This window comes from Yoonia litorea (assembly GCF_900114675.1).
In the GTDB taxonomy this organism is placed as follows: domain Bacteria; phylum Pseudomonadota; class Alphaproteobacteria; order Rhodobacterales; family Rhodobacteraceae; genus Yoonia; species Yoonia litorea.
Map to the genome: position 1 here is coordinate 1,951,383 of NZ_FOZM01000001.1, position 19,861 is coordinate 1,971,243.

The 19,861-nt window shown below is 57.8% G+C and carries 20 protein-coding genes; 18 read left to right on the forward strand and 2 right to left on the reverse strand.

What is annotated here, in order from left to right; all coding sequences use genetic code 11:
• Window positions 1–27: 27 nt before the first annotated feature.
• Genes BM316_RS10020 through BM316_RS10035 form a run of 4 tightly spaced genes read left to right on the forward strand, consistent with a single transcriptional unit; the run spans window position 28 to window position 2,635 of the window.
• Complete coding sequence (locus tag BM316_RS10020; RefSeq protein ID WP_090207181.1) at window positions 28–441, forward strand: universal stress protein; 414 nt, start codon at window positions 28–30, stop codon at window positions 439–441.
• Between the two features lie 52 nt (window positions 442–493).
• The gene (gene comD, locus BM316_RS10025; protein WP_090207184.1) at window positions 494–1,000 is read left to right on the forward strand and encodes a sulfopyruvate decarboxylase subunit alpha; all 507 of its coding nucleotides are present in this window, start codon (window positions 494–496) and stop codon (window positions 998–1,000) included.
• A complete protein-coding gene (gene comE / locus BM316_RS10030; RefSeq protein WP_090207186.1) occupies window positions 997–1,551 on the forward strand; it encodes a sulfopyruvate decarboxylase subunit beta in 555 nt (184 codons plus the stop codon). The genes comD and comE overlap by 4 nt, the downstream gene beginning before the upstream one ends.
• A gap of 1 nt (window position 1,552) precedes the next feature.
• Window positions 1,553–2,635: an alpha-hydroxy acid oxidase gene (locus BM316_RS10035; RefSeq protein ID WP_090207189.1), complete on the forward strand. Its 1,083-nt coding sequence runs from the start codon at window positions 1,553–1,555 to the stop codon at window positions 2,633–2,635.
• On the opposite strand, the gene BM316_RS10040 is transcribed toward BM316_RS10035, so the two are convergent.
• Both BM316_RS10040 and BM316_RS10045 read right to left on the reverse strand, forming a co-directional pair.
• Entirely contained in the window at window positions 2,636–4,429 is a 1,794-nt protein-coding gene (locus BM316_RS10040) for a beta-N-acetylhexosaminidase (protein ID WP_090207191.1), read from the reverse strand. It lies immediately after the preceding gene.
• 1 nt (window position 4,430) lies between these two features.
• The gene (locus BM316_RS10045) at window positions 4,431–5,186 is read right to left on the reverse strand and encodes a GntR family transcriptional regulator (RefSeq protein WP_090207868.1); all 756 of its coding nucleotides are present in this window, start codon (window positions 5,184–5,186) and stop codon (window positions 4,431–4,433) included.
• A gap of 215 nt (window positions 5,187–5,401) precedes the next feature.
• Here BM316_RS10045 and BM316_RS10050 point away from each other — a divergent pair, with 215 nt between their 5' ends.
• The 14 genes from BM316_RS10050 to BM316_RS10115 all read left to right on the forward strand — a co-directional run bounded on the left by BM316_RS10050 (window position 5,402) and on the right by BM316_RS10115 (window position 19,858).
• Window positions 5,402–6,334: a carbohydrate ABC transporter permease gene (locus BM316_RS10050; protein WP_090207194.1), complete on the forward strand. Its 933-nt coding sequence runs from the start codon at window positions 5,402–5,404 to the stop codon at window positions 6,332–6,334.
• A 1-nt stretch (window position 6,335) separates the two neighbouring features.
• Complete coding sequence (locus tag BM316_RS10055) at window positions 6,336–7,178, forward strand: carbohydrate ABC transporter permease (RefSeq protein WP_090207197.1); 843 nt, start codon at window positions 6,336–6,338, stop codon at window positions 7,176–7,178.
• 26 nt (window positions 7,179–7,204) lie between these two features.
• Window positions 7,205–8,416 (forward strand): ABC transporter substrate-binding protein, encoded by a 1,212-nt coding sequence (locus BM316_RS10060; RefSeq protein ID WP_090207200.1) that lies wholly within the window; start codon window positions 7,205–7,207, stop codon window positions 8,414–8,416.
• Between the two features lie 76 nt (window positions 8,417–8,492).
• A complete protein-coding gene (locus BM316_RS10065; RefSeq protein ID WP_090207202.1) occupies window positions 8,493–9,599 on the forward strand; it encodes an ABC transporter ATP-binding protein in 1,107 nt (368 codons plus the stop codon).
• Window positions 9,600–9,603: 4 nt separating this feature from the next.
• Window positions 9,604–10,863 carry a Gfo/Idh/MocA family protein gene (locus BM316_RS10070; protein ID WP_242649812.1) on the forward strand — a complete coding sequence of 420 codons (1,260 nt, stop codon included), beginning with the start codon at window positions 9,604–9,606 and terminating at the stop codon, window positions 10,861–10,863.
• Window positions 10,860–11,861 carry an SIS domain-containing protein gene (locus BM316_RS10075; RefSeq protein WP_242649815.1) on the forward strand — a complete coding sequence of 334 codons (1,002 nt, stop codon included), beginning with the start codon at window positions 10,860–10,862 and terminating at the stop codon, window positions 11,859–11,861. Before BM316_RS10070 ends, BM316_RS10075 begins: the two co-directional genes overlap by 4 nt.
• Window positions 11,858–12,910 (forward strand): SIS domain-containing protein, encoded by a 1,053-nt coding sequence (locus BM316_RS10080; RefSeq protein ID WP_090207205.1) that lies wholly within the window; start codon window positions 11,858–11,860, stop codon window positions 12,908–12,910. The genes BM316_RS10075 and BM316_RS10080 overlap by 4 nt, the downstream gene beginning before the upstream one ends.
• Entirely contained in the window at window positions 12,907–13,812 is a 906-nt protein-coding gene (locus tag BM316_RS10085) for an ROK family protein (RefSeq protein ID WP_090207208.1), read from the forward strand. Before BM316_RS10080 ends, BM316_RS10085 begins: the two co-directional genes overlap by 4 nt.
• Complete coding sequence (locus tag BM316_RS10090; RefSeq protein ID WP_090207211.1) at window positions 13,805–15,034, forward strand: class II D-tagatose-bisphosphate aldolase non-catalytic subunit; 1,230 nt, start codon at window positions 13,805–13,807, stop codon at window positions 15,032–15,034. Before BM316_RS10085 ends, BM316_RS10090 begins: the two co-directional genes overlap by 8 nt.
• Window positions 15,031–16,170 (forward strand): N-acetylglucosamine-6-phosphate deacetylase, encoded by a 1,140-nt coding sequence (nagA, locus tag BM316_RS10095; RefSeq protein ID WP_090207213.1) that lies wholly within the window; start codon window positions 15,031–15,033, stop codon window positions 16,168–16,170. The genes BM316_RS10090 and nagA overlap by 4 nt, the downstream gene beginning before the upstream one ends.
• Window positions 16,157–16,900 (forward strand): copper homeostasis protein CutC, encoded by a 744-nt coding sequence (locus BM316_RS10100; RefSeq protein ID WP_165606569.1) that lies wholly within the window; start codon window positions 16,157–16,159, stop codon window positions 16,898–16,900. The genes nagA and BM316_RS10100 overlap by 14 nt, the downstream gene beginning before the upstream one ends.
• On the forward strand, window positions 16,897–18,039 hold the full coding sequence (locus BM316_RS10105) for an MFS transporter (protein ID WP_090207220.1): 1,143 nt from the start codon (window positions 16,897–16,899) through the stop codon (window positions 18,037–18,039). The genes BM316_RS10100 and BM316_RS10105 overlap by 4 nt, the downstream gene beginning before the upstream one ends.
• An 85-nt stretch (window positions 18,040–18,124) precedes the next feature.
• A complete protein-coding gene (locus tag BM316_RS10110) occupies window positions 18,125–18,463 on the forward strand; it encodes a DUF3140 domain-containing protein (RefSeq protein WP_090207878.1) in 339 nt (112 codons plus the stop codon).
• Window positions 18,464–18,664: 201 nt separating this feature from the next.
• Entirely contained in the window at window positions 18,665–19,858 is a 1,194-nt protein-coding gene (locus BM316_RS10115) for an efflux RND transporter periplasmic adaptor subunit (RefSeq protein ID WP_090207222.1), read from the forward strand.
• Window positions 19,859–19,861 lie beyond the last annotated feature (3 nt).

Below are 19,861 nucleotides of genomic sequence, written 5' to 3' on the forward strand. Positions count from 1 at the left end.
GCCTACTCAGACGAACTGGAGCGTATGATGTACAACAAAATTCTTGTTCCCATGGCCCTCGATCATGGTGTGTCAGAGCAAACCATCAAAATTGCGCAGGGTCTTTCGGGTGGCACTGGCGAGATTATCGCACTGCACGTCTATGAGGCACCGCAGCGTTCCGTGGCCGCCTATCTTGACGAAGCAGCCGTCAAGGAGAGCATGGCAACGGCCAAATCCAACCTTGCCGAGAAGACCGCGCAATATGCGGGCGTGCGTGCTGAACTGGTGCAGGGCCATAGCGCCCGCACGATCATCGACTATGCCGCTGACAACGGGATCGACTGCATTGTCATGGGCTCCCACAAACCGGGGCTGAGCGATTATTTCCTCGGCTCGACCGCGGCCCGCGTCGTCCAGCATGCACCTTGCGCGGTGCATGTTGTCCGCGACCGGCCATAACCCTCAATTCGTCACTCAGGCCATTTCCGGCTCAATCAGGAGAGTAAGACCCTTGAACATCGATAAGAAAATCGTGGACGATCTGGTCGCCAACGATGTTTCGTTTGTGACCACCGTCCCTTGCAAGCAACTTGCAGGCGTGATCGAAGAAGTCGATCAACGCCCTGAAATCTTTCACATTCCATCCAACAAGGAAGACGAGGGCATGGGCCTTTGCGCCGGTGCTTTCATGGGCGGCAAGCGCCCTGCGATCATCATGCAGAACACCGCCATTGGTGTGACCATCAATACGCTGGCCACTTTGACCCAGTTCTACAGGATGCCTTTGCCCATGATCATCAGCTACCGGGGCGAGTTGCGTGAACCCGTCGCCTGTCAGGTGGAAATGGCTGTGCATACCAAAGCACTGCTGGAACAGATGCTGATACCGACCTACCACTTCCACTGGCAAAAGGATGTCGAGGAATTCGACAACATCCTGAAATACACATTCATGGCGAATAAACCTGTGGCGATCCTGACCGACGCCAATTTCTGGGGAGGCTACGGCGACCAATGATCCGTTCCGAAATTCTCAAAGAGATCGCACCGATCCTGAAAGACCAGCTTATCGTCTGCAATATCGGTATTCCAAGCCAGGAATTGCATGCCATCATGGACCAGCCCAGCAACTTCTACATGTTGGGCACAATGGGTCTGGCGTCGTCGATTGGTCTGGGTCTGGCGCTCGCACAACCAAAGACCGTGATTTCCATCGATGGTGACGGCTCGATCCTGACAAACCTGGGCACATTGCCGACCATCGGTAACAACTGCCCCAGCAACTACATCCTGATGATCATCGACAACGGGTCTTACGGATCAACCGGTGACCAACCGACCTACACGGGGCGCAAGACCGACCTTGCCGGTATGGCGCGTGCGGCTGGCTGCGACAACGTTGTTGAAGTGCAGGACGTAGATTGCGGCAAGGCGCTGCAAGAGGCGATCGATGCCCAGAACGGCACTGTACTGGTCGTCAAATGCGATAGCGGCAACGCCAAGATGCCTGTCATCACAATGGATCCTGTAGTGATCCGCCACCGCTTTATGGAAGCTGTCAAAGCGTAAGATGGCACCAAAGATCCACTCCAGCGCGGATGCCCGCCGTCTTGCACGCCGCCGTCTGCCCTGGATGGTCTTTGACTATATCGACGGTGCCGCAGGCACCGAAACAGGGGCCGCACGCAATCGTGCGGCCTTTGACGCGATCGACCTGACACCGCGCGTTCTGCGCGATGTAAGCAAACGGTCACTTTCTGTCCCTCTTTGGGGCAAGCCAACCAAAGCCCCCTTCGGCATCAGCCCGATGGGGATGTGCAACCTCTCAGGACCTGGCGCCGATCTGATGTTGGCCCGCCTTGCCGCGCGCGAAGAGGTGCCGGTGGGCGTCTCGACCGTCGCCTCTACCCCGATGGAAAAGATGATAGAGGTGGCGCAAGGGCATGCGTGGTTTCAGCTCTATTTCTCGGGTGATGGCACTGGCACGTTCAAACTGGTCGAGCGGGCCAAGGCGGCAGGTTATGAAACCATCGTTCTGACAGTCGACGTGGCCGAGGTGGGACGCCGTCCGCGTGAGTTGCGTCACGGGTTCACCATGCCTTTCAAGATTGGTGTCAAACAGTTCATCGACTTTGCCCTACACCCGCAGTGGTCGATTTCCTCGCTGATTGCCGGCAAACCGCAAATGGCGAACTTTCTGATGGATGGCTACGATTTCGATCGCACGGAAAGCCGCGCGAAAGCCGATTTCGAGACGCTCAAGCGCCTGCGCGCGATGTGGCCGGGCAAGCTGGTCGTGAAAGGTGTGCTTGACGTCGATGACGCGCGGATGCTCAAGGCTGAAGGCGTGGATGCCATACAGGTCTCCAGCCACGGCTCAAGACAGCTCGACAGCGCGCCGCCCCCGATCCTGAAACTTGCCGAGATCCGCGAGGCGCTAGGCGCGGACTACCCGCTGTTCTACGACACCGGCTTGCGCGGCGGCGAGGACATCGTCAAAGCCTATAGGCAGGGTGCGAACTTTACCTTCTTCGGGCGAGTCCTACAGTTCGCGATTGCAGCAGGCGGAGAAGAAGGTCTGCGTCAGCTCTGGGATGTGCTCAAATCGGAAACCAGCATCACCCTCGCACAAGTCGGCGAAACGCGCTTGTAGTCACCGATCCATGTCTGGCGACATTAAACGTCCGCTCTCATCGATCACGTAATAGCCGGCCAACTCTCTCAGCGCATCAGCCGCCGGTTTCTCATTCTGCCACGCCATCATGGACAGTCCTAACATGCGTGGCATGAGCATGGGCCACATCTGGGAATCCTCGGTGGTGAACTCCGACCAGAATGCCCCCTGCACGCCAATGATACGGTCTGACAAATCTTCCTCTGGCACGGGATCCCAGTTCACGGTGTCTTCGAGATCGACAAACGCAGCCCAGCTTGCACCCCAATCATCGGGATCGCCTGTGTGGGCCATGTCAAAGTAAAGATGTTGCGCAGGGGTCATCACCACGTCATAGCCCGCTCTCGCGGCCTCCAGTCCTGGCCCCTGACCTGTCCAACTGAACAGGATCGCATTGCTTCCGATCCCGCCATTCGATCCTTGCGCGGCTTCTTCCCAGGCTGCGGGTCGAAGCCCCTTGCTTGACGCGTATGCTGCAAGTTTCGCAATGGTCCAGCCTTGCAGGTCCTGAGTTGTCTGCAGGTCGTGCTCCTGCATGAGTGCCAAGGCGCGCGGCGTATGCATCCATGTGTTCTTAGGAAGTTCATCACATCCTAGGTGCAGATGACCGAACGGAAACAACGCCGAGATGCCATCAACCAGTTTTTCAAGGACGTCCCAAGTCTTGGGCATCGCGGGGTTCAATACATTGCCGCGATACCCCTGTACCGACGTCTCACCGCCGGTGTCGTCAGGGTCGCGGGTGTCAGGATAAACGGCGGCAAGGCCAAGCGCATGGGCCGGTGCTTCGATTTCAGGCAGTACCTCGATATTGAGCGCCGCGGCATGTGCGATGATCTGTCTGACAGTCTCATGGTCATAACTGCCACCTTGCATCGGTGCCGCCGTGAAGAGGCCCGGAAGGAATTGGCCTTCTCCGCGAAAGGTCAGGTGCTGTTCCAGTTCAGGCAGGGCCGGCACTGGTATTCGGAAAGCTTCGTCATCGGCAAAGTGCCAGTGAAACCGGTTCAACTTCAGCATGGCCATCAGATCAAGAAGCGCGCAGATCGTATCAGGTGCATAAAAATGCCGCGCTGTATCGAGATGCTGGCCGCGCCAATCAAAACGAGGCCCATCAGAGATTTCTCCGATCGGTAACTCCCCCGATCTCAGCAACGTCATCAGGGTGACTAGCGCATAAAATTCGCCGCCGTATGAGGCCGTTTCGATGATGACCTGCTCTGGCGTGTTGCGAAGACGATAGGCATCCTGAGGGAGATCACGCTTGTTCACGACCACCGGGAACGTGCCTCGAAAAGCCAGTTTCTGGCGGTCTGCAAGCGCGGCTGCGTTTTCGTAGGCGCGGCCCGAACCCGACACGCCATCGACGGCAATCGTTTCTCCTTGAGGGTCCCAACTTGTCGGTTGCGGAACGACTGCGAGGCCATCAATGGGTAAGACAGGCAGGTTTCGTGACACGTCACGGCCAGCATGAGTTGGCGGCAAAGGCAGCAGCTCTCCGCCCATGCGGATCGCGGGGCCGATAGGCAACCACGCGCGATTGGCAGGCGTGAAACCTCCTGCATAGCGCAATGTGAAATGATGGACCTCGCCGGGGTTCAGATCGGGCAACGAGACCTCGATATAGCTGCCAAGCGCACGTTTTTCGGTGCCACCAGAGACGACCTGCAAAGGCGCCATCCCCGAACAGCAAAATACTGCGGCCTGCAACTTGCGGTCAGGGATCAGCGAACAAAGCAGATCATCCCCGTCTATGTGACAGTTGTAGTCCATCTCAGTCCAATCTCAGTTCAGATACAAAGTCGTAGAGGTCAGAGCGGTAATAGCCGCTGGTGAACTCGACAGGTCGGCCCGATTGCAAATATCCCGTACGTTCGATTTGCAGGATCGCTGTTCCTTCTGGCAGCTCCAGCAACTCCGCAACGGAGGCCGTCGCGTTTATCGCGGTGACGCGCTGTATCGCCCGGTTAGGGGCCATGCCGCGGGCGCGAAGGAGCTCATAGAGCGACACATCGACTTTGTCGGGACGCGGCAAGACATCTTCTGGCAGCGAAGAGTGCTCAAGCGCCATTGGAACCGCATCACCGCTACGCAAACGATGGATGCGCGCAACCCGATGATGCGGCGATAAGCCGAGCACCATCGCCTCGGTCGGGGTCGGCACAAACAACCCTTTGAGAAGTACACGGCTTGATGACTGTAGCCCGCGGGCTTGCAGGTTTTCCGTAAAGGACACCAGCGAGGTCAGCGATTGCTCTGTTCTTTCGCCTGTCTTGCGGACAAATGATCCCGCACCTTGTCGCTGTTCAATCATGCCATCTGCGACGAGTTCGGCGATGGCCTTGCGCACTGTGACGCGACTGACATCGGCGATGTCCGCGATCTCGCGTTCTGAAGGAAGCTGATCTTCGGCAGCAAGTGCGCCCGAGGCCACCATGGCGCTGATATGACGACAAAGCTGCTTGTACCGTGGACCGCGCCCTTCGCGGTACCATTCGCTTTGCTCCAGCGCATCAACAAGGTCAGTCATGGCCGTTTCCTTTCCGCAATGGCTGGTATGCAAAAACAATACCATTCGCAGACCAATTTACAATCATGTATTTACATGCAAACGTCAATACGCTGATATAAAATACTTTTTTCGAGATTTTCTAGACTGGTATTATATTGGTAGCAAAATGGCATTTGTCGAGTAACCTTGATTCAACAAGGTCGATTCGTCGACAAACACCGGGGGGGATCACAATGACAGAGATGACGCAGTCTTTGCCGCAGGGTGTTGCAAAGCCAAAGACAAAGACGCTGTCAGAGGCCGTTTTTGCGTGGCTGCTCATTGGCCCTGCCATGCTCTTCATTGCTGTCATCGTGGCATGGCCACTTGCCGAAACAATCCGGCTTTCGTTCATGGAAGCTGGGTTGGGCGGCGAAGAGTATGTAGGCCTTGCCAACTACCAGGATCTCGTCGAAAGCCGGAAGTTCCGTGATACGATTGTCCGGACGTTCTACTGGATGTTTCTCTCCGTCGCGCTCAAGCTCGTGCTTGGCCTTATCGGTGCGACGCTTTTGAATGCCGCCGTTCCCGGTCGCGGTCTGTTCCGCGTTCTGGTCATGCCGCCTTGGATCATCCCGATGGCGATCGGCATGATCGGCTGGCTGTGGCTCTATAACGGATATTTTGGTGTGCTCTCCGGCACGATGATGACCCTTGGCATCACGGACGGACCGTTTGAGTTTCTGGCCTACAAGCAATCCGCCTTCTATTCGGCCGTCGTCGCTGACGTCTGGGTGGGCACACCCATGGTGACGCTCTTTTTCCTTGCCGCGATGCAAGGTGTCAGCCGTGACCTTTACGAGGCCGCATGGGTCGATGGTGCAGGTCGCTGGTACCGTTTCCGTCGCATCACGATCCCGCAGATCATGCCGGTGATCGTGTCAATGTCCCTGCTTTCTGCCATTTTCACCTTCAACAGCTTCGAGATCATCTGGATCCTGACCGAAGGCGGACCGCGCGGCGCCACAACGACGCTGATCGTGGACACCTACAAGACCGCTATCGGCAACTTCAAATTCGGCGAAGGCTCCGCCCGCGCTGTGATCATCGTGATCCTGCTGGGGGTGTTCTCGCTGCTTTACCTGAATGTGCTCAAGTTCGTGAACCGCAAGTACGGGACCAAGTAAGATGATGGACAAATACACAAAACTTCAGCTTGTCGGCATCTATGCAGCGGTCACGGTGTTCCTGATCTTCATCCTGCTGCCATTCTTCGAGATGTTCATGGCGTCACTGCGCCCTCTCGAGCACCTGTTTCGCAGCCCTTATCAGTTCTGGTCAGATGACTTCAGCTTTCAGGCCTACAGCGACATGTGGGAGACGGTGCCGCTCTTGGGTCGCTACATCTTCAACTCGGTATTCATCGCAACTGCCGTCACGCTGCTCACGATGATCTTTGTAGTGCCAGCCGCCTATGCCTATGCCCGTCTCGATTTTCCGTTCAAGAACGGCTCTCTCGCGATTTTTCTGGGCGTCAACATGTTCACTGGTGCGGTTCTGCTGATCCCGCTTTACCGTGTGTTGCGCAGCATAGGCCTGTTGAACACCTACTGGGCCATGATCATTCCGGGCGTCGCGTTCCTGATCCCGACCGGCATCTGGCTGCTGCGGTCTTACCTTGAAAAGATCCCGCGCGAGCTTGAAGAAGCTGCTTTCGTCGATGGTGCGAGCCGCTTGTACACCCTGCGCCGTGTTGTCCTGCCGCTGGCAACGCCTGGCCTGATCGTCGTCGGTACCGCCGTCTTCATCGGCGCTTATGCCCAGCAATTCCTCTTTGCGATCACGTTCAACCAGCAACGTGAACTGCAACCCCTGCCAGCCGGCCTCTTTGAGTTCATCGGCTATCAGGATGTCACCTGGAACCAGATGATGGCCGCTGCCCTGACAGGCATCCTGCCAGTCATGGTCATCTTCCTGTTCCTTCAGAAATACCTCGTGGCGGGTCTAACGGCCGGTGCGGTCAAAGAATAGCCAACAACCAACTTAGGGAGACTACTATGAAATTCACGAAACTGACACTTGGTGCGGTGCTTTTGTCCAGCGGGGCCAGCATGGTCTTTGCCGACAGCCACGCGACAGAATTGCACTTTATCATGTGCGGCGGCGAAGTTCGCGAAGCGGACCAGGCCGTGGTTGACCAGTTCATCGCCGACCATGAAGGCGTGACCGTCAATCTGGAGGCTGTGCCATGGGGTACCTGCCAGGACAAGTCGCTGACGCTCGCCGCAGCCGGTGATCCGCCATCCATCGCCTACATGGGTTCGCGCACCCTGCGCCAGTTGGCAAACAACGACCTGATTGTGCCTGCTGAGATCCCTGCAGACGCCCCCTACCAGCCTGGTGTTCTGAACACGGTCACCATCGAAGGCACAACATGGGGCTACCCGCACGCTTTCTCGACCAAGGCGCTTTATATCAACTGTGATCTGGTCGAGGCCTCCGGTCAGGAATGTGTCGCGCCAACCACTTGGGACGAGATGTTCGCAATGGCACAGGGCGTTGTCGATAACACTGACGCCGCCGGTGTTGGCCTTGCTGGGAAGGACTTCGACAACACGATGCACCAGTTCCTGAACTACCTCTATTCCAACGGTGGTGTGGTGATTGATCCGGTAACCGGCGAAAACAAGCTCGACAGCCAGCAGACACGCGAAACGCTTGACTTCTATGGCCGTCTGGCAACCGTTTCTCAGGAAGGTCCGACCGCTTGGGAACGTGACCAGCTCAAGGATCTGTTCAACGACGGCCAGATCGCAATGTATGTCCAGGGTCCTTGGGGCTATGGCCAGCACAACGAAGACATCAACCAGCTGGTTGTCCCGGTCCCTGCAGGCCCTTCCGGTGAAAGCGGTTCGATCCTGATCACAGACTCGATTGTTGTCTTCAAAGGCTCCGGCCATGAAGAACTGGCACAGGAACTGGCACAGCGGATCACGTCCGGTGATGCACAGTATGACCTTGACAGCTCATGGGGTCTGACACCGATCTTTGACTATGCCGCGATGGGCAAAACAGACCTCTACTATGAAAGCGGTGTCTGGCCGAACTTCACAGCGTCAATCTCGACCGGTGGTCCAGAGCCAATCGTAGAGGACTTCAAGTCACTGCAGTCCGTCTTCACCAACATGGTGCAGGGCATCCTGCTGGAAGACGACACCGTCGACAATCTGGTGACAATCGCCGGAGAAGAGCTGGACGAAGCTCTCTAAGTTTCCTCCCGAGTTGGGGCGGCGGTGCGCTGCCGCCTCAATATACGCCAACAAATTCAGATAGGTAGACAACGCCATGGCCACCCTTGACCTAATGTCCATCAGCAAGTCCTTCGGTTCTGCAAAAGTGCTGCATGACATCAGTCTTGCGATCAATGACAAGGAATTTGTGGTTTTCGTCGGCCCTTCAGGTTGCGGCAAGTCCACCCTGCTACGGATCATCGCCGGGCTGGAAGAGGCAACCTCAGGTCAGATCATGATCGGCGGCGAGGATGTCAGTACCGCGCATCCCGTTGATCGTGGCATCTCGATGGTCTTCCAGTCTTACGCGCTCTACCCTCATCTGAGCGTCTATGAAAACATCGCCTTCCCGCTGCGCGTGCAAAAGATGGAAAAGGCGGAACTCGACGCCCGCGTGCAGCAGGCCGCCGGCATCCTGCAACTGACCGACAAGTTGCAGTTGAAGCCCGGCCAACTTTCTGGTGGTCAGCGCCAGCGCGTTGCGATCGGCCGTTCGATTGTGCGCAACCCCAAGGTTTTCTTGTTTGACGAGCCTCTTTCCAACCTCGACGCCGCTTTACGCGGTGACATGCGGGTTGAACTCAGCCAATTGCACCGCAGTCTTGACGCCACGATGGTTTACGTAACCCACGACCAGATTGAGGCGATGACCATGGCCGACCGGATCGTGGTTCTAAATGGTGGCCGTGTCGAACAGTTCGGCACACCTATGGAGCTTTATCATCATCCAAAGACAAAGTTCGTGGCCCAGTTCATCGGGCAACCGAACATGAATCTCATCCCAGCAACGGTCAGTGCTGCTGATCCGACGGGCGTGAAAGTCGCCCTCTCCGGCGGTCACGAGATGGTCCTTCCGGTAGACGGGGGTCACATCTCAACCGGAGATCGCGTCGAAGTCGGCATTCGCCCAGAGCATGTCCATATTGGCGACGGGGGCTTCCCGATTTCCGTCAATGTGCTTGAGCGCCTCGGCGGCGTGTCGATCACTTATGGCACCGTCGGCGACGGCGTGCGTTTCTGCGCATCGCTTCCCGGTGATGCGCAAGTGCAAGAGGGCCAGCCGCTTGCGCTGAACGTGTCGCCGGAAGACTGCCATGTATTTGATGCCTCAGGCGATGTTCTGCGTCGCAAAGCGGCCCCTGCAATCGCCGTAAACGGATAAGATCATGCGCGTCGTGACAGCCGGACTGGGCCTGCGTGCAGGACATGTCCTTTCGATTCTTTGTGAGGCGATGCCGGAAGCTGAGTTGGTGGGTTACTACGACCCTGCCAAGGATAACGCTCTTGACCTTCATGGCGCGACTCTCAGCGATGCCGCAATTGCGGAGTTGGTGGCCGACCAGACCTTCCCCGGCTTTCCAACGGCACAGGCAATCAGCCAGCAACGCAAGAGCTTTCAGGCCTGCGGCAAGATGCGGCGCGAAACGCCACGATTTGACGATCTTGAAACGATGCTGGCCGAGACAAAGCCCGATCTGTTCTTTGTTGGCTCGCCGAATATGTACCATCTGGAACACATCAAGTTAGGGCTGGCCGCTGGGGTCCGCATCTTCACAGAAAAGCCTGTCGTGACAACGAAGGCCGAAACGATGGAACTGGCCGCACTTTTGGCTAAGCATGGGACTGACAGTGTCATGGTGGGTCTGGTGCTGCGTTATTCCCAGCACATGGTCGACCTGCGGGCTGTGCTGGACGACCTAGGAGAGATCACCTCGCTTGAGGCCAATGAACACATTGCCCCCTATCACGGCGCATTCTTTATGCGGGACTGGCGACGTATGGTGTCTTGGTCTGGCGGCTTCATGCTTGAGAAATGCTGCCACGACATTGATATCTACAACATGGTGACCGGCTCGCGGCCCACGAGGGTCGCAAGTTTTGGTGGCCGAAAGTCCTTCGTGCCTGCCAATGCGCCCAGCGCGAACGTTGAAAACCAGATCATGCACCAGAAGCCTTCGATCTGGAACAGCGCACCTGACGCATTTCATTCCGACGGCGACATCATCGATTTCCAGACAGCACTATTGCAATACGAAAGCGGCGCATCCCTGGCGTTCCACACCAACCTCAACGTCCCCGACGAGCACCGCCGCTTTTGCGTGATGGGCACGCATGGCATGGCCGAGGGTGATTTCGTCCGTGGCACACTGAAGGCCACGGCGCGTGACGGCAGCACGATTGCAGCCCATGACTATACACAGATGGATCAGGCCCGTGCCTCTTCGCACTACGGTGCCGATCACATGATGATCGACGACATTGCCGCCTTCTTGCGTGGACAGACCGACACACTCCCCGTTGGTGTCGTTGATGCGATGGAGGCGGGTCTGGTGGCGATGGCACTCGACGAAGCACGGATTAAAGGTTCCATGATCGACCTTACCGCGACATGGCAGGAATTTGATGGATATGGACTGCGCGGATGACACTTGAGAACAACACGCCCGGCCGGCTGATGGCAGCAGAGTCCGCACAGAGTTTTGCTGTGTTTGCAGCCTCAGCGGTCCAAGAGATTGAAAACCCGCTTAGCGTGCCGAGGGCTATCTACACGGTGGCGCGGGGGTCATCCGATGCGGCGGCCAACGTGCTGTCCTACGAATTTATGCGAGAGCTTGGCATTCCTGTCACATCGCTGCCGCCTTCTGTGTTTTCGCGCGGTCAGGGTGTGGACCTGAACGGGTGTGCTGCACTGGTGATAAGCCAATCTGGTGCCAGTCACGATCTGGTTTTGTCAGCAAAAGGCGCGGCAAAATCAGGGGCAACCGTCATGGCGTTGACAAATCAGCCAGACAGCGCGGTTGAAGGCGCATCAGACGTCACCCTTTCGATCGGGGCCGGACCCGAACTTGCGGTTCCAGCCACAAAATCAGTCATCGGCTCAATCGGGGCAGGTATGGCACTGCTTGGTAAACTTAAACCCGCATATGCCGAAGATGCCGCGCGATCAGCAAAAGCTTTTGCCACCATGAAGCCAGAACACCCTGAGGCCGAAAAGCTGCAGTCTGCTTTTCTCAGAGCGCGCCATGTCTACGTGATCGGTCGTGATACAGGTTATGGCGCAGCTCATGAGGTTGCATTAAAGCTCAAGGAATGCTGCGCAATCCACGCGGAAGCCTATTCCAGTTCAGAGGTTCTGCACGGCCCGCTGCAGCTTGCGACAAACCCATTGATGGTCTTGATGCTTGATACCGGTCTGCCACAAACACAGGAAAGCCTCGATCAAGCCGAAGCCCGCTTTCAGCAAGCTGGCTGCGATGTGCACCGCATCCGCGTCAGCGATCTGAACCTTGATAACCTCACACCTGCCGCTGCAGCAGCGGCCCTGCTCGCTGTCATCTATCCTGTTATTCTGCGCACGGCTCTTGCATTGGGCCTTGATCCAGATGCGCCTGAGACGCTGTCCAAGGTCACGCAAACGACATGAGGGAACCGTTAGACAAATGGGCAACCTGGCGCGAGATCCATCGCCAACCGGATATCTGGCGGGCCTGGGGTCAAACGTTCGACGTGACCGCAGTCCGCGCATGGATTGCCGATCAGGACTTCGACACAGTTTGGTTCTGCGGCGCTGGCACAAGCGCCTACATCGGTGACATCATCGCAACGCAGGTCAAAGGGACCCGCTCCGTCCCGACAACGGACATTGTAGCGAACCCATCGCTTGTTTTGCGCGGCGAGCGCCCTCTGGTCGTCAGCTTTGGCCGGTCCGGAAACAGCGCCGAAACGCTCGGCACGCTTGATGCGCTCGACGTGTTGGCTCCCAAAGCGCCACGCCTTAACATCACGTGCAACAAGGATGGCGCTCTGGCGACGCGCGCTTCGGACGCTCCGACAAAGGTGATCCTGCTGCCGGATGAGACGCACGACGCGGGGTTTGCGATGACATCCAGCTTTTCGACAATGCTGCTGACGGCTCTCGCTGTGTTTGATGAACCCTGTGATCTGAACGAACGCATGCTGGCACTTGCCTCGGAGCTGGAGCGATTGCTTCCCCTCTTTCAAAGCAGCAACCTTCCTGCCCGCGCGGTCTTTGTCGGCTCTGGCCCGCTCGCCTTTGCTGCAAGAGAAAGCGCGCTGAAGGTGATGGAGCTCTCTGCTGGGCAGATTGCAGCCCTTTGGGACAGCAGCCTCGGTTTCCGGCACGGCCCAAAGTCCTTTGTCGATCCTGCAACCCATATCACGATATTCACAAGCCCGGATGCACCAACTGGCCGCTATGACCATGATCTGGCAGCCGAACTCCGCGCGCAGTTTCCATCGGTGGATGTCCAGACAATCGGGGCAGATGGCGATATCGCCATTGCAATGCCGTTCGGACCTGCATGGTCAGCACCGCTTTGCGTTGCCGCAGCGCAGGTGCGCGGTGCAATGTGGTCGCAGGACCTCAAGCTAGATGTTGACAACCCCTTTGACGGCCAAGGCACGCTGAGCCGGGTCGTCGCTGGCGTCACACTTTACCCGGTGACCCCATGACAGCTGTTGGGATCGACCTTGGCGGCACGAAGATCGAAACACAGGTCTTTGATGGCAACTGGAACGTCGTTGCGCGAAACCGGCAGAATACGCCTGCGGACTACGCTGATCTTGTGGCCGCAATGGCAGCACAAATCGCATGGGCTGACGGCCAGAGCGACGGCCCAGCGCCAGTGGGGATCGGCGCGGCAGGCTTGGTCAATCCTGTCGATGGGCGTGCGCTGACCGCCAATCTGGCGGCAACCGGTCGACCGTTTCCCGCAGATATCATGCAAGCGGCGGGGCGGCGCATTACCTACATCAATGATTGCCGCGCTCTGGCACTGTCAGAGGCTGTCTTTGGCCAAGGCCGGGGATATCGCACTGTGATGGCGTTGATCCTTGGCACGGGTGTCGGTGGCGGTATCTGCGTTGACGGACGCATCCTGCAAGGGCCGACACTTACTGGGGGCGAGTTTGGTCATACGGCGGCTCCGGCGCATCTGGTCCAACAATATGATTTGCCGATCGTCACCTGTGGATGTGGGCGCCAAGGGTGTATCGAGACCTATATTGCCGGTCCCGGCCTCAGCCGGTTGGCGAAGCGGTTCACAGGCGAAGATGTCTCCCCACCCCAGATTGCGGCCAGACGTGATGCTGACCTTTCCGAAACCTGGCAGGTCTGGTGCAAGCTGACAGCCGAGCTGCTGCATACGCTCACGCTGACAGCCGACCCTGACATTATCGTGCTGGGCGGTGGGTTGAGCCAGATCGATGGGATTCTGAAAGACCTCTCAGCCGCCACCAAATCTGCCCAACTGGATGGTTTTGCCATTCCCAAACTGGCCCTTGCAGAAGGTGGCAATACCAGCGGTGCACGTGGTGCGGCCTATGCGGCATGGCAGGCAGAGCAAGATGGTTGAGCAGTTGCGCAATATCATCCGGCGCAACCGCGCAGGCGAAGCCGTCGCCATTCCATCCGTCTGTTCGGCACATCCCGACGTTCTGCGGGCCTCACTATCGCTTGCTGCCGACCTTGGACGGCCTGTCGTGATCGAGGCCACATCCAATCAGGTTAATCAGGACGGCGGTTACACCGGGATGACGCCGTTGTCATTTGTTGACTTCGTTCATGCGAGGGCTGACGAAACGGCCATTGATCGCGCCCAGATTATCTTTGGCGGCGATCATTTGGGGCCGCAGGCATGGCGCGCAAATGAAGCATCCATTGCAATGGCCAAGGCGGAACAATTGGTCAAAGACTACGTTGCCGCAGGCTTCCACAAGATTCATCTCGACTGCTCAGAAGGCTGTGCGGGAGAGCCGGCACAACTCGGTGACGATGTCACTGCAGCACGCTCCGCTCGGCTCGCAAAGGTGTGCGCAGAGGTTCACGATGATCTTCTATTCGTGGTCGGGACAGAAGTGCCTCCTCCCGGCGGGGCGCGCGTTGATGAAGATGGAGACATTCCAGCCACCTCACCCGATGCAGCACGAGAGACACTCGTTGCCCATGACGCAGCCTTCGGCAGTCTTGCGGATCAGATTGGCGGTTTGGTTGTGCAGCCGGGAGTGGAATTCAGCCCGACAAAGGTCCATGACTTGCCACGCGACCGTGACCCCAAGTTGCTTGCAGCCTTAGCCGACCATCCACACATCTGTCTGGAAGCGCACTCCACAGACTATCAGGACGCGTGTGTGTACCCGCGACTTGCAGAACTCGGCTTTGCGTTTCAGAAGGTCGGCCCTGCCCTGACGTTTGCCTACCGCAAGGCGCTTTATGCCTTAGATCAGCTACGGGACAACAAAGGCGCGCTTGAGAGGGCAATGGAGACGGTAATGCAGGGTGATCCATCAAAGTGGAACGGCCACTACAGCGGCAACGCAGCCGAGTTGTATCATCAGCGCCACTTCGGCCTTGCTGATCGGATCAGATACTATTGGCCACAAAAGGCAGCGCAGGCGGCCGTTCAGGACTTGATTGCCGATTTCAGCGGCACACTCCCAGATCATGCACTGGCAGAGGTTTTCTCACCTGACGTTCTGGCAAGAGCCGAAAAGCTCAACGGGCCACAAACACAACGGCTGATTGACGCGGAAATCCAATCCGCCTTGGCCCCCTATTTCTTTGAGGAAGCGGCATGAAAGACACATGGATCGCACCGCAGACGCTATTTGATGGCCAGCAAGTCCTGACAGATCAAGCCATTCGGATCATAGACAACCGCGTCTCTGAAATCGCTCCGGCACCAAAGGGTGCGATTTCTGTTGATGGCTGCCTGTCCCCCGGCTTCATCGACTTGCAGGTCAATGGCGGTGGCGGCGTCATGGTCAACAGCACCCCCACCAGAAAAGGAATGGCCGCAATTGCGGCCGCTCACCGGCAATTTGGCACGGTTGGCATTCTACCGACTGTCATCACAGATGCGCCCGACGTACTTGATCAGGCAGCGACCGCAGCCATTGAGGCCCGCAACGACCCGGGCGTGCTGGGATTGCATATCGAAGGCCCGCATATCTCGGTTGCGCGACGGGGCACACATGATGCGCGGTTTATCCGCGATCTGGATGACCGGACCATTGGTGTCGTTGAAAACCTGCGACGCCATGATGTGTCCGTGATGATCACCGTCGCGCCCGAGGCCGCGACGCCTGAGCAGATTGCGAAACTTGTTGCATTCGGCGCCGTGGTGTCGATCGGACACACAGACGCTGACGCAAAGACTGTCGAGCAAACCATCCGTGCCGGTGCGTCTTGCGCGACACATCTTTTCAACGCCATGTCCCCCATGATCGGACGTGCGCCCGGAGCGGTGGGTGCCATCATCAACTCTCACCTGTCTGCAGGGATCATCTGCGACGGCCATCACGTTGACGATCGCATGATTGCACTGGCCTGCCGAGCACGGCCCGCGCCAGACCTGATGTTTCTGGTCTCAGACTCCATGGCGACGGTCGGCGGACCGGATGAGTTCGATCTTTACGGTCACGAAATTCATCTTGAGAACGGACGTCTGATCAATGCCGAGGGAAGCCTTGCTGGCGCGCACGTCACCCAAGCGCAAGGCGTCGCCCGATTGGTGTCAAAGGTCGGCCTGACTTTGCAAGAGGCTTTGCGCATGGCCATCACGACGCCAGCACGTGTCGTGCAGCAGCCGCATCGGGCGCAGCTTGTCGGACGCGACATTCGTGATCTTGTCGTGCTGTCTGATGGTGGCTCGGAAACGATCGCCTTTGCAGATGCCGTCGCCCTGGCTATTACCCAAGATGCCGCGGAATAACGCGTACACGTTCGAGATTTGCGTGAGCACGTCGCAGGCACTGATAGCCGCCGCGCCTTATGCCGACCGCATTGAATTGTGCATCGGCCTCGATATCGGTGGGCTGACGCCGGACTACGGTCTGATGGCGCAAGCCGCCGCATCAGGACTTGAGACCCACGTCCTGATCAGGGCGCGCGCCGGTGACTTCACAATGAACGCCGAGGACCTCGAAGCCGCCTGCGCGAATATCAAAGTGGTTCGCGATCTCGGCCTCAAAGGTATCGTGATCGGTGCCGAACGCGGTGGGCAACTTGATCTCGATCCATTGCGCGTGATGGCAGATGCGGCGGGCCACCTTGATCTGACGCTTCACCGTGTGATTGATGTCGTGGATGACCCGCTATCGGCTCTTGATGCGGCGATATCCTTAGGCTTCAGCCGTATTCTGACATCAGGTGGTGCCCCTTCTGCGCCGGAAGGTTTGACAGGACTTCGGCAACTGCACGATGCGGCGGCTGGCAGGATCGAGATCATGGCCGGCGGCGGGATCCGAAGCGCAAATCTTGGCGAACTCATCGAAAATCTGCCAGTGACGTCATTTCACGCGTCATGCACCGCGTCTCGACCTCTCGCCCAGCGCTACCAAAGTTTCGGGTTTGGGCGAGAGCAACGCCGCTTTGACGAAGACGAGGCGCGCGCGATTGCACAGATCCTGGGTAGACCGATACGTGATGGACGACACGCATGAATGATGTCGCCGCAATCCGTTGGGTTTTCCTGCTACAACCCCTTATCCTGGGGGCGTGGTTTCCGCGTATTCCGCAGGTCCAGCAGACCATAGGGCTGAGCGAAGGGGCTCTGGCATTTGCCTTGATCGGCATGCCCATTGGGCTTCTGATCGCGCTTTCTTTCGGCAGCAAAATCGCTGAAAGACTTGGCTCCAGATCGCTCCTGACCCTCGGACTGGGTGGCTACGTGATCTTGATGCCCATTCCGGCTTTCACGACGAGCTGGCTGACGCTCTTCGGGACTTTGATGCTGGCCGGTGTCGCGATGGCAATCGCACAACTTAGCCTGAATGTGACCGCTTCAGAGGTCGAGGAACGCAGCGACAAGCTCATCATGAACGGCTGCCACGGCTTCTGGTCGGTGGGTGTTCTCTGCGGTGCAATCATCGGATCCTTCATGGCGGGGCTTGCGGTGCAACCCGGTCCGGCTCTTGTCGGGGTGGCGGTATTGAGCGGCGGTCCTCTTTTGTATGCGGCCAGAGCCATCACCGATTTCGATCTCAAATCGAATGACGCCGTCGGGGCGCCCACAAAGAAACCGTCACGCCAATTAATCAACATCGCTCTCTTTGGCTTTGGTGCCGCGACCACCGAGGGTGCCATGGCGGATTGGCTCGCCGTCTTTATGACAAATACCTTTTCAGCCGCGCCCGGTATCGCCGGTGCAAGCTATGCAGTGTTTGCGCTTTGTCTGGCTGCGGGACGCTTTTCGGGCGACAGTCTGAAAGCCCGCTTCCGCGTGGAGGCACTTGCGCAGGCGCTTGTCATGCTCGCGCTTGCCGGACTGTTTGTGGCGATTGCCAGCCCTGTTCTGTGGCTTTCCTTTTTCGGAGTGGCGATGATCGGGTTTGGCGTGTCGATCGGTTTTCCAGTTGCAGTCAGCGCAGCCAGCGCACTGAAAGACCGATCAAGCGCCGCGAACGTGGCAGTGCTCACCCAGATCACACTTTGCGGGTTTCTTGTCGGACCGCCTGTCATCGGACTGATCGCAGAAGCATCAAACATGCGCATCGGTTTGGCCGGTTTGGTGCCGGCACTGCTACTCGCCTTTCTGATGGCCCCTGCATTGAAGCCCGCGTCGCGACCTGTACTCGCCTGACTTCAACAGCCGGACTGCCTTGAGGTAGCGATGGAACGTCCAGCGAGGATGGCCGTTGTCCTACAAATCTGAATGGGAGAACGCTGTGTCATCATCGAAATCGCATGAGCAAATCTGGGATGAGTGGAAAGACCTCGTCAATATGCAGCCAGCAGAACTGGAAGACTGGTTGGACACCGAAGAGTCCAAATCAGTCGGTGATAGCGATGATGGGGAAAGCACAGGCCACAAATCGGGCCGCCGCATTGTCAAGATCAAGCGGACAAACAAGGATGACCTGTCCGATGATCAATGGGATCACATGGGCAAGGTAGTCGGCTACATCAAACGGCATCTTTCTCAAGGAGGGCCGGAGGATGACGTCAAAGACTCAAGCTGGCGCTATTCATTGATGAACTGGGGGCATGATCCTCTCAAGGACTAAGCAAACCAGGGCTCGGTTTGCTCAGGCCGCAGCCCCTGAGCGCAGCGCCTTCGAAGCATGAAAAATGCAGAACCGGATTGATCGCATCCAATCCCGTCGCTGCCCATTTGTCCGCGCCCCTGTCAAAAACGCGCATTCGTTCTAGTTCAACCTCAGTTAGTTGGTTTTCACCTGTCTCCAAAACTGAGCTCGAGGTTTTACATGCGCATTCATTCCGTGATTGCAGGCATTCTCTTGGCCGTTGCTTTACCCTCCCTCGCCTTCGCGCAGGGACGCCCCGCTGGTGTGCAGACGAAAGTCATCGAAATGGAAGAAATGACCGAAACCGTAAGCGTTTTCGGTCAAATCGTGGCTGTCCGACAAAGTGCAGTCGCGACACGTGTTTCGGGCGTGATTGCATCCGTGCCCATTCAGATCGGCTCAACAGTCGCGGCGGGCGACACACTGGCCCAGATGGACACCTCGCGCCTACAAATTGAGCTTGCCAGCGCTCAGGCACAGCTTGAAATAGCCATTGCTGGCCTGGAGGTCGCGCAAGCCGTATCGGATCGCGCAACAAAAGCTTTCGAGCGGGCGGACGAACTTGCGGCCAGTGCATCCATCTCAAGTGCGGCTCTCGAAGAACGTGCAAGTGCCGTGGCGGAGGCGCAGGGCGGATTGGCACAGGCAGAGGCGCGGATCGCGGCGGCCCAGAATGCGATCTCGCTGGCAGAGTATAACCTTTCCAATGCAACTATTCGCGCACCCTTCGATGGGGTGGTCTTGGATATTTTCGCCCAGCCAGGGCAGTTCGCCGCAACCGGCAGCCAGATCACAACGCTTCTGGACATCAGCAACGTCGAGGTAGAAGCAAACATCCCCGCCAGATATGTCGCTTCGCTTTCACCCGATCGGACGGTCGCCGGAGCAACTGGGGGTGGCGCCACCTTTACAACAACGCTGCGTGCGGTCTTGCCGACGGAATTTTCCGAAACGCGCACACGTCCTGTCCGCTTTGCTGTCGACACTTTCGACCCCAGCTTTGCCATTGGACAGCCGGTAACACTTGATGTGCCCATCGGTGACGCAAGAGAGGTACTCGCCGTTCCGAAAGATGCATTGGTGCAGGCGCGCGGGGGCTGGACAGCCTATGTCAACGACGGCGGCAAAGCCTCGCCGCGCACCGTGACCGTTGGTGCACCGATTGGCGACAACTTCGAAGTTCTCTCAGGATTGGCGCCTGGCGATGAAGTTGTGGTGCGTGGCAACGAACGCTTGAGACCTGGACAGGACATCGCGCCGATGGGTGCAGGCGGCCCTCCGGGTGGACGGCCAGGTGGCGGGCCCCCGGCTGCCGCAAGCGCGCCTGAAGGCGGCGGTGGCCCCGATGATGAAGCCAGCACCGAGGAGGGTTAAACC

Excerpts from the sequence above, each read along its gene's own strand:
- BM316_RS10020 (WP_090207181.1), top strand. The coding sequence starts at position 28 with ATGTACAACAAAATTCTTGTTCCCATGGCCCTCGATCATGGTGTGTCA.
- comE (WP_090207186.1), top strand. The coding sequence starts at position 997 with ATGATCCGTTCCGAAATTCTCAAAGAGATCGCACCGATCCTGAAAGAC.
- BM316_RS10035 (WP_090207189.1), top strand. The coding sequence starts at position 1,553 with ATGGCACCAAAGATCCACTCCAGCGCGGATGCCCGCCGTCTTGCACGC.
- BM316_RS10040 (WP_090207191.1), bottom strand. The coding sequence starts at position 4,429 with ATGGACTACAACTGTCACATAGACGGGGATGATCTGCTTTGTTCGCTG.
- BM316_RS10045 (WP_090207868.1), bottom strand. The coding sequence starts at position 5,186 with ATGACTGACCTTGTTGATGCGCTGGAGCAAAGCGAATGGTACCGCGAA.
- BM316_RS10050 (WP_090207194.1), top strand. The coding sequence starts at position 5,402 with ATGACAGAGATGACGCAGTCTTTGCCGCAGGGTGTTGCAAAGCCAAAG.
- BM316_RS10055 (WP_090207197.1), top strand. The coding sequence starts at position 6,336 with ATGATGGACAAATACACAAAACTTCAGCTTGTCGGCATCTATGCAGCG.
- BM316_RS10060 (WP_090207200.1), top strand. The coding sequence starts at position 7,205 with ATGAAATTCACGAAACTGACACTTGGTGCGGTGCTTTTGTCCAGCGGG.
- BM316_RS10065 (WP_090207202.1), top strand. The coding sequence starts at position 8,493 with ATGGCCACCCTTGACCTAATGTCCATCAGCAAGTCCTTCGGTTCTGCA.
- BM316_RS10070 (WP_242649812.1), top strand. The coding sequence starts at position 9,604 with ATGCGCGTCGTGACAGCCGGACTGGGCCTGCGTGCAGGACATGTCCTT.
- BM316_RS10075 (WP_242649815.1), top strand. The coding sequence starts at position 10,860 with ATGACACTTGAGAACAACACGCCCGGCCGGCTGATGGCAGCAGAGTCC.
- BM316_RS10080 (WP_090207205.1), top strand. The coding sequence starts at position 11,858 with ATGAGGGAACCGTTAGACAAATGGGCAACCTGGCGCGAGATCCATCGC.
- BM316_RS10085 (WP_090207208.1), top strand. The coding sequence starts at position 12,907 with ATGACAGCTGTTGGGATCGACCTTGGCGGCACGAAGATCGAAACACAG.
- BM316_RS10090 (WP_090207211.1), top strand. The coding sequence starts at position 13,805 with ATGGTTGAGCAGTTGCGCAATATCATCCGGCGCAACCGCGCAGGCGAA.
- nagA (WP_090207213.1), top strand. The coding sequence starts at position 15,031 with ATGAAAGACACATGGATCGCACCGCAGACGCTATTTGATGGCCAGCAA.
- BM316_RS10100 (WP_165606569.1), top strand. The coding sequence starts at position 16,157 with ATGCCGCGGAATAACGCGTACACGTTCGAGATTTGCGTGAGCACGTCG.
- BM316_RS10105 (WP_090207220.1), top strand. The coding sequence starts at position 16,897 with ATGAATGATGTCGCCGCAATCCGTTGGGTTTTCCTGCTACAACCCCTT.
- BM316_RS10115 (WP_090207222.1), top strand. The coding sequence starts at position 18,665 with ATGCGCATTCATTCCGTGATTGCAGGCATTCTCTTGGCCGTTGCTTTA.